This is a genomic window from uncultured Thermomonas sp., assembly GCF_937872235.1.
GTDB lineage: Bacteria > Pseudomonadota > Gammaproteobacteria > Xanthomonadales > Xanthomonadaceae > Thermomonas > Thermomonas beijingensis.
This window is the reverse complement of the sequence record NZ_CALMPC010000091.1, coordinates 1-13617: the sequence shown is the minus strand read 5'-3', so window position 1 is coordinate 13617 and position 13617 is coordinate 1. Positions and strand designations below refer to the sequence as shown.

Annotated in this window: 12 protein-coding genes and 1 tRNA gene; 7 read left to right on the top strand and 6 right to left on the bottom strand. The window is 60.5% G+C overall.

Going from position 1 to position 13617, the window contains the following annotated elements; all coding sequences use genetic code 11:
• Window positions 1-309: response regulator (locus QWB57_RS08365; protein ID WP_288969118.1), on the bottom strand; the 309-nt coding region annotated here is incomplete at its 3' end.
• Between QWB57_RS08365 and QWB57_RS08360 the strand changes: the two genes are divergently transcribed.
• Window positions 299-1537, top strand: a complete 1239-nt coding sequence (locus QWB57_RS08360) for an EAL domain-containing protein (RefSeq protein WP_288969116.1) — start codon at window positions 299-301, stop codon at window positions 1535-1537. The genes QWB57_RS08365 and QWB57_RS08360 overlap by 11 nt on opposite strands.
• Before the next feature lie 101 nt (window positions 1538-1638).
• Here the strand turns inward: QWB57_RS08360 and aceE are convergent, their stop codons facing one another.
• From aceE to QWB57_RS08345, 3 genes are all read right to left on the bottom strand, one after another.
• Complete coding sequence (aceE, locus tag QWB57_RS08355; RefSeq protein ID WP_288969115.1) at window positions 1639-4326, bottom strand: pyruvate dehydrogenase (acetyl-transferring), homodimeric type; 2688 nt, start codon at window positions 4324-4326, stop codon at window positions 1639-1641.
• A gap of 332 nt (window positions 4327-4658) precedes the next feature.
• Window positions 4659-4732 (bottom strand) — tRNA-Gly (locus QWB57_RS08350).
• Window positions 4733-4802: 70 nt separating this feature from the next.
• Complete coding sequence (locus QWB57_RS08345) at window positions 4803-6737, bottom strand: autotransporter domain-containing protein (RefSeq protein ID WP_223627804.1); 1935 nt, start codon at window positions 6735-6737, stop codon at window positions 4803-4805.
• A gap of 204 nt (window positions 6738-6941) precedes the next feature.
• Here QWB57_RS08345 and trmB point away from each other — a divergent pair, with 204 nt between their 5' ends.
• Together trmB and QWB57_RS08335 are read left to right on the top strand one after the other, a co-directional pair.
• Window positions 6942-7676, top strand: a complete 735-nt coding sequence (gene trmB, locus QWB57_RS08340) for a tRNA (guanosine(46)-N7)-methyltransferase TrmB (RefSeq protein ID WP_223627802.1) — start codon at window positions 6942-6944, stop codon at window positions 7674-7676.
• 39 nt (window positions 7677-7715) lie between these two features.
• Window positions 7716-9554, top strand: coding sequence for an SLC13 family permease (locus tag QWB57_RS08335; protein ID WP_223627800.1), 1839 nt, complete (start codon window positions 7716-7718; stop codon window positions 9552-9554).
• On the opposite strand, the gene QWB57_RS08330 is transcribed toward QWB57_RS08335, so the two are convergent.
• Entirely contained in the window at window positions 9551-9883 is a 333-nt protein-coding gene (locus QWB57_RS08330) for a Rieske 2Fe-2S domain-containing protein (protein ID WP_223628694.1), read from the bottom strand. The genes QWB57_RS08335 and QWB57_RS08330 overlap by 4 nt on opposite strands.
• Window positions 9884-9992: 109 nt before the next feature.
• Between QWB57_RS08330 and QWB57_RS08325 the strand changes: the two genes are divergently transcribed.
• The 4 genes from QWB57_RS08325 to QWB57_RS08310 all read left to right on the top strand — a co-directional run bounded on the left by QWB57_RS08325 (window position 9993) and on the right by QWB57_RS08310 (window position 12932).
• A complete protein-coding gene (locus QWB57_RS08325) occupies window positions 9993-10277 on the top strand; it encodes a hypothetical protein (RefSeq protein WP_223627798.1) in 285 nt (94 codons plus the stop codon).
• Window positions 10277-11002 (top strand): fumarylacetoacetate hydrolase family protein, encoded by a 726-nt coding sequence (locus QWB57_RS08320; RefSeq protein ID WP_223627796.1) that lies wholly within the window; start codon window positions 10277-10279, stop codon window positions 11000-11002. Before QWB57_RS08325 ends, QWB57_RS08320 begins: the two co-directional genes overlap by 1 nt.
• A 32-nt stretch (window positions 11003-11034) precedes the next feature.
• The gene (gene mscL, locus QWB57_RS08315; RefSeq protein ID WP_223627794.1) at window positions 11035-11448 is read left to right on the top strand and encodes a large-conductance mechanosensitive channel protein MscL; all 414 of its coding nucleotides are present in this window, start codon (window positions 11035-11037) and stop codon (window positions 11446-11448) included.
• A gap of 68 nt (window positions 11449-11516) precedes the next feature.
• A complete protein-coding gene (locus QWB57_RS08310; RefSeq protein ID WP_288969114.1) occupies window positions 11517-12932 on the top strand; it encodes a M28 family peptidase in 1416 nt (471 codons plus the stop codon).
• Window positions 12933-12975: 43 nt separating this feature from the next.
• Here the strand turns inward: QWB57_RS08310 and QWB57_RS08305 are convergent.
• Window positions 12976-13617, bottom strand: a 642-nt coding sequence (locus QWB57_RS08305) for a TrmH family RNA methyltransferase (RefSeq protein WP_288969112.1), incomplete at its 5' end; no start/stop codon positions are given.

The window sequence follows — 13617 nt, the reverse complement described above, 5'->3', positions numbered from 1 at the left end:
CTGGAGCTCTGCATCAACCCAGGGTTTCTCGATAAAGCGCGTCAATTGTGCCTCGTTGATCGCGGCGATAATGGCATCACGATCAGCGAATCCCGACACGATGACCCGTGGTGTATTGGGATGACTGGCAATGGAGCGTGCCAGGAACTCGACACCGCTCATTTCCGGCATCCGGTAATCGGATACCAACAAATCGAACTGCATATCCTCGCAGCGATCAAGCGCGGCGTTGGGGTCAGTGAATACTTCAATTATCAGCGCTTCCCCCCCCAGGCGTGACGAAGGAATCGATGCGAGGTTGCGACGCAAGGCGCTTCGCTATTCCCGGGTGGATGATACATTTCTGACACGCAGCAAATCTCCCGAATCGCAGCTACGCGATGCTATCGAGAGAGATGAATTCCTGCTCTATTATCAGCCGAGGGTCGATATCATCAGCGGCGAAATCGTCGGCGCCGAAGCCCTGGTTCGCTGGCAGCATCCAGAGCACGGCTTGTTGCCGCCTGCCGACTTCATCGCGCTGGCGGAGCGATCAGGGCTGATCTCACCGCTTGGTGCACGCGTTATCCACATGGCCTGCAAGCAGCAAAGTGCTTGGCGAGCAGCTGGTTTGCGGATAGTCCCAGTTGCTGCCAATGTGTCCGGCGCACAGCTCAGCCGCGACAATTTGATACGCGTCGTACGCGAAGCGCTGGACGATAACAGACTCGAACCCGAGTGGCTTGGGCTTGAATTAACCGAAAGTGCGGCCATGCAGGACGTCACCCGGGCAATAAAGTCACTCGAAAAATTGCGCGAGTTGGGTATCAAGCTATCGCTGGACGATTTCGGAACCGGCTATTCGTCGCTGTCCTATCTCAAGCGAATTCCGATTCACAGCGTCAAAATTGATCGCAGCTTTATCACCGACATCACCCGCAGCGTTGAAGACGCCACCATCGCGCTGGCAGTCATCGCAATCGCAAGGAGCCTGGGCTTGACCTCAGTGGCGGAAGGCGTGGAGACCTTTGCCCAACTCAATTACCTCGCCCAAAATCACTGCGACGAGATGCAAGGATATTTGTTCAGTGCCCCCTTGAACTCAGAAACGTTCGCCACATTGCTACGGGAACGTCCGCGGCTGGATCGCCGACAATCTGCTGCCAGCAACGGTCGCAGCCTGCTTATCGTGGATGACGAGCTCAGCATCGGCAAGGCATTGACACGCCTATTACGTCGCGACGGATACCACATCCTGATGGCTGGCAGTGGAGAACAGGCATTGGAGATGCTTGCCATGCATCGAGTCCAGGTGATCATTTCGGATCAGCGCATGCCCGGCATGTCGGGAACCGAGCTCCTCGACAAAGTCAAGATCCTGTATCCGGATACCATCCGCATGGTGCTCTCCGGATACACCGACTTGAATGTCATCACCGAATCCGTCAACCGTGGCGCAGTGTTCCGCTTCCTGACAAAACCATGGGACGACGACAACCTGCGCGCACAGGTGCGTGATGCATTTCTGCACCATGATGGCCAAAATTCCACACCGTAAACGGCATGCCACTTGCTTGACCTGCACTTGCTGGCATGCCATTCCCACAGCCGAAATCGTGCTGCTTGAAGTCGCTCGCGATTAGGAAATCCTGTTATGCATCACGCCAGCAACGGGTTCTGCTTTTCGGTATCGAGTTTGTACATCTTGATCGCACGCGCCACGTCCTTGGCGGTGAGCTTGCCTTCTGCGGCCAGCGCTGCCACTGCGGCATGTGCCACATGCCAACGATCCACTTCGAAGTGACGGCGCAGGTTTTCGCGGGTATCGCTGCGGCCATAGCCATCAGTACCCAACACGCTGTAACGCATCGGCACGTATTCGCGGATCTGGTTGGCAAACGTGCGCACGTAGTCAGTCGCACAAATCGCCGGGCCTTGACGACCTTCCAGCAACTGCGTCACCCACGGCTTGCGTTGAGCTTTTTCGGGATGGAAGCGATTCCAACGCTCGGCATCCATGCCGTCGCGCGCCAGCTCGGTGAAGCTGGGGCAGGACCAGATGTCGGCCTTGATGCCGAAGTCCTTGTCCAGCAGTTCAGCTGCGGCGATGACTTCGCGCAAGATGGTGCCACTACCCAGCAATTGCACGCGCAAGTCGGTCTTCTTGCCTTTGCCCGCATCCTGCAGCAGGTACATGCCCTTGATGATCCCTTCCTCGCTGCCCTGCGGCATTTCCGGATGGGTGTAGTTCTCGTTCATCAGGGTGATGTAGAAATACTCATCGTGCTGCTCGGCCAGCATGCGCTGCATGCCGTACTGCATGATGGTGATGACTTCATACGCGAAGGTGGGGTCATAACTGCGCACGTTCGGGATCAGCGAGCTCTGCACGTGCGAATGGCCATCCTCGTGCTGCAGGCCCTCGCCGTTCAGCGTGGTGCGACCGGCGGTGCCACCCAGCACGAAGCCGCGCGCGCGCATGTCGCCGGCCTGCCACGCGAAGTCGCCGACGCGCTGGAAGCCGAACATCGAGTAGTAGATGTAGAACGGCAGCATCTGCAGGTCGCTGCTGCTGTAGGCCGTGGCCAGCGCCATCCAGCTGGCGAACGCGCCGGCCTCGGTGATGCCTTCCTCCAGCACCTGCCCGGCCGCATCCTCGCGGTAGAACATCAGCTGGTCGGCATCCACTGGCTTGTACTTCTGGCCTTGCGGGGCATAGATGCCCAGCTGGCGGAACAGCCCTTCCATGCCGAAGGTGCGCGCCTCGTCGGCCACGATCGGCACGCAACGCGGGCCGACCTGCTTGTCACGCAGGATGATGTTGAACATCTGCACGAACGCCATGGTGGTGCTGATCTCGCGCTCGCCGGTGGACTTCAGCAGGCGCTCGAAGGTCGCCAGTGGCGGCACGTCCAGCGGCTTGCTGGCCTTGCGGCGGCGCTGCGGCAGGTGCCCACCGAGGGCGGCGCGGCGCTCGCGCATGTATTCCATTTCCGGTGATTTCTCATCGGGGCGATAGAACGGCACCGCGCCATCTTTCAGCTGATCATCAGTGATCGGCAATTGAAAGCGGTCACGGAATGCTCGCACCGCATCGTTATCCAGTTTTTTGGTCTGATGGGTGGGGTTGAGCGCTTCGCCGGCGCTGCCCATGCCATAACCCTTCACCGTCTTGGCCAAGATCACGGTAGGCTGCCCCACCGTCTTCACCGCCTTGTCGTACGCGGCATACACCTTGTGCGGGTCGTGCCCACCACGGTTCAAACGCCAGATATCGTCATCCGACAAACTGGACACCATGGCCAGCGTTTCCGGTGTCTTGCCGAAGAAGTGCTCACGTGTGTACGCGCCACCAAAGGCTTTGCAGTTCTGGTATTCACCATCCACGGTATCCATCATGATCTTGCGCAGTTGGCCATTGGTGTCCTTGGCCAGCAGCGGATCCCAATAGCTGCCCCAGATCGTCTTGATCACATTCCAATCGGCACCGCGGAACTGGCCTTCCAAATCCTGAATGATCTTGCCGTTGCCGCGCACCGGCCCGTCCAAACGCTGCAAGTTGCAGTTGATCACGAAGACCAGATTGTCCAGCCCTTCACGGCCGGCCACGCCAATGGCACCCAGCGATTCCGGCTCGTCGGTTTCGCCATCCCCCATGAAGCACCACACCTTGCGGTCGCTCTTGGGCATCAGGCCGCGGGCCTCCAGATATTTCCAGCTGCGCGCCTGATAAATCGCCGCCAATGGGCCCAAGCCCATGCTGACGGTGGGGGTTTGCCAAAAATCCGGCATCAGCCATGGATGCGGGTAGCTGCTGATGCCACGACCATCGACTTCCATGCGGAAATTTTCCAGCTGGTCTTCGCTGATCCGGCCTTCCATGAACGCACGCGAATAAATCCCCGGCGAACTGTGGCCTTGGATATACAGCAAATCCCCCGGATGCTGATCGGACGGCGCGCGCCAGAAGTGGTTGAAGCCGACGTCGTACAAGGTGGCGGAACTGGCGAAACTGGCGATATGCCCACCCAGCGAACCGGGCTTGCGGTTGGCGCGCACCACCATCGCCATGGCATTCCAGCGAATGATCGAACGCAACCGCCATTCCAGATGCGCATCGCCCGGCATCATCGGTTCCAGATGCGGGGGAATGGTATTGATGTAGGCGGTAGTCGGCGCAAACGGCATATGCGCGCCGGCACGCCGGGTCATTTCCACCATGCCTTCCAGCAAATGGTGCGCACGCTGCGGGCCATCATGGTCGATGACCGCCTTCAGCGACTCGATCCACTCCCGCGACTCCTGCGGATCGGGGTCGTTTTGCAGCATTTCGTTGAGCCAATTCATTGCGCGCTCCATTCCCGGTTCAGTTCGAAGCGCCAGTCTAGCAAGCTCTGCAGGCAACCGAATGCTGCAGTGCAGCTCAATTTTTATTATGCCCGGGTATTTCAATTTTTTGCTGATTTCCGCATCTTCGGCTTCCCGGCTGTGCTGCAGTGGGTGTGCTAGGCGTGGCACATCCACTGAAAATGGAGGCAACAAACTGCCCATCACGCATCCCGAAGCAGATTCGGGGCGGATCAGGACTAGACGCGATACCCAGGACGATCCCCAGAGGGCGGTTCCGCATAAATCACGGACAACAAAAAAACCCCTGGAAACCAGGGGTTTAAGCGTTTTGGAGCGGGTGATGGGAATCGAACCCACGCTAGCAGCTTGGGAAGCTGCAGTTCTACCATTGAACTACACCCGCGAGCGCCGCCAGTCTAAGACCTTGCCCATTGAAGATGCAATGCGCGCGTGAACGCGCATTGCAGTACTGCTCAGAACGAGCCGCCCACGGTGACGAAGAAATTGGTGTCGTGACCGCCCTTTTGGTTGATGCTCAGGTTGCTGCCGGCGGTGACATCCATCCCCAGCAGCTTGCTGCGCAGACCGATGCCAAGGGTGCCGTAGCTGTCATCGAAGGGCACACCCGGCACTGCATAGGGCAGTGTATTGGCCATCGACTGCGACTGTGCCCACACCTGCGCCGGAGCATCCTTGAATTCATGATTCCAAGTCACGCGTGCATACGGTTGCAAGTGTTCGTTGATGCTGTAGCTGGCCTGCCAGCCTGCGCTACCCATCAGTGAATCACCGTCTTGCTTGGCAAACGCCAGCGCGCTGGATTGGGTGCTGTTTTCGGCATAACCGTCCACGCTGATGTTCTGCCACAGCAAGGACAACACCGGGCCACTCTGCCATTTGTTGTGCTTGAAGGTCCAGCCGGCGCTGACACCCGCGCTGAGGTTGGTGCCGTCCGGCGAGCCGCTATGCACGCGCACCGCTTGGCCCAAATTGACTTGGCGGTTCACCTTGTAGCTCAGCTTGGTCCAGCTCAATTGGCCATTGGCCCACAGCCCGCTGTCGCCAGCCCAGCCAGCAAACCCGCCAATACTGGCATCGGTCTGGCGGAAATCACCGCGATCAAACCCGAAGTCGAGTTTTTGCCGGCCATAACCTGCAAATGCGCCGTACACCACATTCCCGGTGTGCCAGCCGATCCCGAATGAACCGGTACCACCCAAGCCATCAAATCCGGCCGATTGATTGAAGCGCTGTTGATCGCCACGGATATCAGCCCACCATTGCATGCCCTCGCCCTTCGACATCGCCATGCTGGTGACCGTAGTCTCCACCATGGAGGCGCGTGAACGCCCCACCATCGCTGCCGAATGTGGCAACACGGCGATCTGGCGCGGCCCATCGATCATCGAGACAGCCAGATCCGCCAGCGCCTTGTGCGCACCCGAGGTCGGGTGCACGCCATCGGCAAACAGGTAGGTGTTGGCGCCATTGGGTACGGTGGATAGCGGGTTGCAGAACAACGACGAAGCACCTGCCGGCGGCGGCTGGGTCAAGCACGCTACCCCCGTCACATTGGTCAAGCCAAATGCGGCCGGGTTGGCCACGACTTCCTGCAGGAAGTGATAGGTATCTACTGGAATCACGTGCAGCCCGGCGCTGGACAAGCCGCCGAACAACGCGTTGTTGTAATTTGTCGACAGACCATGCGCCAATGCGATGCCCTGTGCACCCCCGGCTGCGGCCGACGGAGTCAGCCCCATATCCGGCAAAGTGGGCACGAGAATGTACTGCGCGCCGGCGGTTTTCAGTGCACCGATCAACCCGATTTGCGCGGCGATTGCCGGGCTGATGGTGGCGCCAGCAGCCGCTTGGCCAGCCGCATCGGCCTGGGTCGGGTTACCCCCCCCCATCAGAGTAGTGACATAGGCCGTTTGGTAATCGGTGATCGCCTGGAACACGTCATTGGCACCGCCCCAGATGGCATAAAGAGCATTGGGATCGACCGTATTGCCGGCCGCCAAATACGCGTTGTACTGGCTCACCAACGACGGGGTATAGCCCAGGCCACCTACTGAATCGATTTTGATCCGCGCGCCGCCCACGGCCCAGTTATTGCCATTGGCCTTGGCGGGGGTGGCACCGGTTGCCTTCCACGCCACATCCGCATTGCTGCGGAAGTAATCGGCCATGTATTGCGACCAGACATAACCGGGATTGGTGGTGAACTGTCCAGTCACCGACTGCGAGGCAGCAGGCAGCAACGGACGGAAGAAGCCGCCATCGGTCAGACTGTCACCAAAGAATACGGTCTTGGTAAACGGCGAATCAGGCGTGCTCTGCGCCATTGCGGGCAGCGCAACCAAAGCCAGGGCAGCCGACAGCAGGGTTCTACGCAACAGGGTTTTCATGGGTATCCTCGAAAAGTCATGGAAAGTTATGGGGAGGTGGTCGCAGCTCTGGCTCTGGTTGCGGGGCCAGCTTCGTCGTGACATACGCCCGCGAATGGCGCGCATCATTTCATGAAATCATAACGCTCTCACGCTGCGCTGCGTCACATTTTGTCAAGATCCGGCGACAATAGGCAGGTTGCAGTCCTTGTCGCGTGAGCCCCCTTGACCGATCCCTTCTCCAGCGCCGGCGCCAAGACCCCGCCGAAACCCTTTACCGTCACCGACGGCGTGCGCAAGGTGCGCAGCTTCGTGCTGCGTCAGGGCCGCTTCACCGAAGCACAACAGCGTGCGTTTGATGACCTCTGGCCGCGCTTCGGGCTGGACTACACCGGCACGCTGCGCGACTTCGACGCTGCCTTCGGGCGCAGCGCCAAGCGCATTCTGGAAATCGGCTTCGGCAATGGGCAAGCCTTGCGCTATTCCGCCCGGCACGATCCCGCACGCGACCATATTGGCATCGAAGTGCACGCCCCGGGGGTGGGGCGGCTGCTCAATGCACTGGCGGAAGACAATACGGGCAATGTGCGTCTGTACCACCACGATGCGGTGGAAGTGCTGCAACACGAGATCGCCGATGGCACGCTGGATGAGGTGCGCATCTACTTCCCCGACCCTTGGCACAAAAAGCGCCACCACAAGCGGCGACTGATCAACGATGCGTTCGCCGCCCTGCTGGTGCGCAAGCTGGCCAGCGCTGGCCGCTTGCACCTTGCCACCGACTGGCAGGACTATGCCGAGCACATGTGGGACGTACTGGAGGCCACCGCAGGGCTTTCCAACACGGCCGGCCCGCGTGGCCATGTGGCTCGCCCGTCGTGGCGGCCGCAGACGCATTTTGAAACTCGCGGCCAGAACCTTGGCCACGGCGTCTGGGATTTGCTGTACACCCGTTATTGAGACACTGCGCCACAACTCATCAGGACATTGAACGGACGGATGGACACCACCCTCACCCTTACCACCGATATGCAATGGGTGCTGGGCTTGGTGTGCTTCACCATGGTGATGTTCCTGTTCGAACGCATTCGCGCCGACGTGGTGTCACTGGTGGTGTTGGTACTGCTGGGGCTGACCGGGCTGGTGGCACCTGAAGACCTGTTTGGCGGCTTTTCCTCGGACGCGGTGATGAACGTCATCGCCACCATGATCCTGGGTGCTGGCCTCGATCGCACCGGTGCACTCAATCGTTTGGCCAGCTGGTTGCTGCGCCGTGCGCACGGCATGGAACAACGGCTACTGTTGCTGGCGCAGGCCGTGGCTGGCCTGAACTCGGCCATCATACAAAACACCTCCGCCACCGCGCTGTATCTGCCGGTGGTCTCGCGGTTGACCGCACGTACCGGCATCAGTCTGTCACGCCTGCTGATGCCGGTTTCGGCGGCCATCATCATGGGTGGCAGCTTGACCATGGTCGGCAATTCACCGCTGATCCTGCTCAACGACTTATTGGTTTCGGCCAATGCCAACATGCCCTCCGGCGCAGCATCGCTGCAGCCGCTGAAAATGTTTGCCCCACTGCCCATCGGCTTGATATTGCTGGCGGCATCACTGCTCTATTTCCATTTTTTTGGCCGCCGGCTACTCCCGCAAGATAGCCCGGATGCGGTAACACCAGCACGCACCCAGAGTTATTTCGCACGTGCTTACGGAATTGATGGCGACATTTTCGAGCTCACCGTGACCGCCGATAGCCCCCTGGTAGGCATGAGCGTGGGGGATGCCGAAAGCCAAGTGGATGCGCCGTTGTTACTTGCACTGTTGACCGGCAACGAATCGCGGCTTGCGCCGCCCGGTGACACCCGCATCTGGGTAGGCAGCGTGCTGGGCGTGATGGGCCAGCGTGATGCAATTTCCGATTTCGCACAAAAAAACTTTCTGCGCATGTCTTCGCGTTTGCGCGCGCTGGCTGACTTGTTCAATCCCAGCCGCGCTGGCATTTCCGAAGCGGTGGTGCCGCCGAATTCGACCTTCATCGGCCAACCGTCATCGAAACTCCGGCTGCGCAAACAACACGGCTTGAGCCTGCTGGCGATCAACCGCGACAAGCAGGTTTTGCGCGACGATGTGCGCAACCTCCCGATCCGCGCCGGCGACATGCTGGTGCTGCACAGCATCTGGAGCGATCTTGCCGACGCCGCCAAGAGCAATGACTTTGTGGTGGTCACCGACTATCCGAAAGACGAGCAACGCCCACACAAGTTCAAGATCGCCATGGCCATTTTTGCGATATCGATGTTGCTGGCATTGTCCTCGCGCATCCCCACTTCGATCGCACTGATGACCGGCGTGGCCGGCATGTTGGTGGCCGGTGTCTTGAAGATGGACGAGGCCTACGCCGCGATTAATTGGAAGACTGTATTCCTGATGGCCTGCCTGATCCCTTTGGGCTGGGCGATGGATAGCAGTGGCGCAGCGGCATGGGTGGCCGGCCACAGCATCGACCGACTGCCGCAGGGCATGCCGCCGTGGTTGATCGAACTGGCACTGGCGCTGTTCACCACTGCGTTCTCGATGGTGATCAGCCATGTGGGGGCAACGATTGTCATGGTGCCACTGGCGATCAACTTGGCGCTGGCGGTGGGTGGTAATCCCACGGCGTTTGCCTTGATCGTGGCATTGTCGGCGTCGAACAATTTCATCACCGCATCGAACCCGTCGATTTCAATGATCACTGGTCCTGCTGGCTACACCGCACGCGATATGTGGCGCAGCGGTGGCCCGCTGACCCTGATCTACACCACCATCATCGTGGTGATGATCAACCTGCTTTATTAAGCCGCCGCAACCAGCCGGATTTCGCCGTTTTCACACAGCAACGCCACTTTGCGCAGACTCTCGCCACGGCATGGTCCTGCCACGCAAGCCCCTTGCGGCAACGCGAAGGTGGCACCGTGCACCGCGCACACCAATTCGCCCTGCTTGCTGCGCAAAAACTGCCCCGGGCTCCAGTCCAATCGCCGCCCGGCATGTGGACAGATATTCAACCAACCTTGCACATCGCCTGCTGCATCGCGGTACAAAATCAGCGCCTCCAGTTCGCCATCAATCCAAACCTCTCGCGCATGCACACTGTCGGGCGCAAGGTCCTGCAAATTCGCCAACACTGTGCCCGCAGACCCTTCGTTTAACGAACTGCTCACACCTGCCCCACCGGTTCTGTCGATACTTGCCTCCATTGTGTCATGGCACCTATCGCCACAGGACTGCATCACGATGCCGATCTTCCAACACCGCCGTTTTCGCCGTTTCCGCAGCGTCATGTTCGACACCCCACGTCGCCCGCGCCACCCATTGCTGCGCATCGCACTAGGCGTGCTTGGCATTGCACTCTTGCTAGGATTGGTGGTGGTGGGCCTGTTTGTAGGTGCGGCGATGTTGGCCGCTGGCCTGTTGTGGCGGTTGTGGGCGCAGCGCGGCAAGCCGGTAGCGGGGCGTGCGCGTGCCGACAGCATCGACGGCGATTACCGTGTGGTTGGCAAAGCGCAACTGACCCACTGATGGACGTGATCCCGGCACCCGCGCCGCCGCGCGTTCCGGTGCGCGATCGCAGCGGCATCCAACTGGGTAGTTTTCCGGTGCATCGCATCTACTGCGTGGGCCGCAATTTTGCCGACCACGCCCGCGAAATGGGTGCCATTGCGCCCGCGTCCAAAGCCGAGCGCGGCACCCCCACATTCTTCATGAAACCGGCCGATGCCATCGTCACCGATGGTGTGGTGCCATACCCGCCGGGTACCTGTGACCTGCATCACGAAGTGGAGCTGGTGGTGGCGCTGGGCAGTGATGCGCCGCCCGGCGTATTGCCGCCAACTGCTGCCATGGGCTTGGTGTTTGGCTTTGGCGTAGGTCTGGATTTGACCCGCCGCGATTTGCAGGCAGCAGCCAAAGCCAAGGGTCTGCCGTGGGATACCGGCAAGGGTTTTGATCACTCCGCGCCGATCAGTGCACTGTTGCCTGCGGCCGAGCTGGATGCGCTGGACACGTTGCCGATCACGCTGGATGTCAACGGTGTGCGCCGGCAAGCCTCCACCTTGGATCAATTGATTTGGGATGTACCCGAGATCCTGCACGAACTCTCCAAACTCTACGCCCTCTGCGCCGGCGATCTGATCTTCATGGGCACCCCTGCTGGCGTGGCGGCACTGCAACCCGGTGATGAATTCGATGCGCGCATCGGTGATACGCTGAATGTTCACGGCAAGATTGCACCGCCTGCGTACTAGCGCTGCATCCATCCATACAGAAGGAATCGCAAATGGGAATGCTCACCGAATTCAAAGAATTTGCCATGCGTGGCAACGTGATCGACCTCGCGGTGGGCGTGGTGATCGGTGGTGCATTTGGCAAGATCGTCACCGCCCTGGTCGATAAGGTCATCATGCCGCCCATTGGGCTGCTGATTGGCGGCGTGGATTTTTCCAAATTGGCTGTCGTACTGAAAGCTGCCAGCGTGGATGCCGCCGGCAAGGAAGTGCCCGCCGTGATGCTGGCGTATGGTGAGTTCATCAACGCACTCCTGCAATTTGTGATCGTCGCGTTCGCCATTTTCATGGTGGTGAAAGTCATCAACAAATTGCACAAGCAACCCGAAGCCGCACCGGCCGCGCCCGCTGAGCCATCGGAAGATGTGCTGTTGCTGCGCGAAATCCGCGATGCGCTGAAAAAATAACTTTCGGCACAGGAACACCAGCAAGCCCCGGGCCTAGACTCGGGGTTTCCTGTTTCTGGAGTGTGCCGATGCGTGTCGCCGTTCTTGCCGCCGCCCTCGCCGTGCTGGTGTCCACGCCGCTGGCCGCCAAGCAACCCACCCGCATCAGCGATGCCGCACTGGCCAAAGCGGCGCAACTGCGCGACGCCGCCCTGACCGACCGCACCGGTTGGCAAGTCACCGAATCGCTGACCACCGAAGTCGGCCCACGCATGGCCGGCAGCCCCGCCGATGCCCGCGCAGTCGAATGGGCCAAGGCCAAGTTCAAGCAATTGGGTTATGACAAGGTGTGGACCGAGCCGGTGACGTTCCCCAAATGGGAGCGCCGCAGTGAATCGGCACACATCATCGGCGATCATGCGCAGGCACTGGCGGTGACCGCCCTGGGTGGCAGCCCCGGCGGTACGGTCGAGGCCGAGGTGGTGCGCTTTGTTTCGCTGGACGCGCTGGAAAAAGCTGCGCCCAGTTCGCTGACCGGCAAGATTGCCTTTGTCGATGTGCAGATGCCGCGCAGTCAGAGTGGCGAAGGTTATGGGCTGGGCTCGCATGTGCGCGGTGCAGGCCCGTCGGCGGCGGCCAAAGCCGGTGCGATTGGTTATTTGATGCGTTCGGCGGGCACCGACTCACATCGCAATCCGCACACCGGGATCAGCCGCTTCCAGCCGGGCATTACGCCGATCCCGATGGCGGCGCTGTCGTTGCCCGATGCCGACCAACTGGCGCGCCTGACTGCACTGGGCAGCATCCGCGTGAGGCTGGCGTTGGATTGCGGCTGGAATGGCGAGTACACCTCGCAAAACGTGATCGGCGAAATCACCGGGCGCAGCAAGCCCGATGAGGTGGTGGTGATTGGCGGCCATCTGGATTCCTGGGATCTTGGCACCGGCGCGATTGATGACGGTGCCGGCGTCGGCATCAGCATGGCCGCCGGTCATTTGATTGGCCAATTGCCCAAAGCGCAGCGCCCGGCGCGCAGCATTCGCGTGATTGCGTTTGCCAATGAAGAACAGGGCCTGTTTGGTGGCCGCGCCTATGCGGATGCGCACAAGGCGCACATCACCCGGCACCAGATTGGCGCAGAAAGTGATCTGGGCGCTGGCCGCATCTACGCCTTCAATGCCAAGGTGCCCGATTACGCCAAGCCGGCCGTGGCACGGATTGCGCAAGTCCTCGCGCCACTGGGCATTGCCCATCGCGAAGACACCGAAGGCTGCGGCCCCGATACCTCCCCGTTCAATGCCATCGGCATGGCCTGCGCCGGGCTGGCGCAAGATGCCAGCAAATACTTCGACTATCACCACACCCCGGACGACACGCTGGACAAAATCGACCCGGCTGAATTGGCACAAAACGTGGCCGCCTATGTCGCGTTTGCCTATCTGGCCGCCGATGCCGAGGGGGATTTCGGTAGCGCGCTGAAAGCGCCGGAGACGGCGCAGAAGTGAGGCTACAAAACGGGGCCAATCACAGCCCCGTTTCCACTTCGAATTATCGGTTACGGCTCGCCCACTGTGCCAACAGCACTGCGGTGGCCGAAGCAACATTGAGGCTTTCCACCGCACCGCTGCCGGGGATCGATACCCGCAAGTCACAGGCCGCCGCCAGTTCCGGCGACATACCCACCGCTTCCGCGCCCAGCACATAAATCAAGCGCTGCGGCAGGGTGATGTTGAACACATCGCTGCCGCCGCGCACCACGGTAGCCGCCAACTGAAACCCGGCGGCGTGCAATTGCGCAAGACTATTGTCCTCGCGCCCCAGCCGCACCATCGGCAGCATTTCCGCACCGCCTTCGGCCACCCGCGCCGCCGCGCCGGACAGGGACAAGGTGGCGTGCTTGGGCAGCAACATGGCGCTGACCCCAAAATGCGCCGCGCTACGCAAGATCGCGCCAAAATTATGCGGATTGCCCACACCATCGAGCCATAGCGCACATTGCGGCCCCGCCGGCAGATCGCGCAGCCAGCTCGACAACGGCAGCGGCTCCTCGCGCAGCACTTCCGCAACCACGCCCTCGTGGTGCGCGCTGGCGGCAAGCTTCTGCAAATCGCCATCGTCCACCACCCGATAGCCCACGCGGTTGGCCACACACCACTTCAACAGTGGCTGCAACTGCGGAATGCGGGCCTC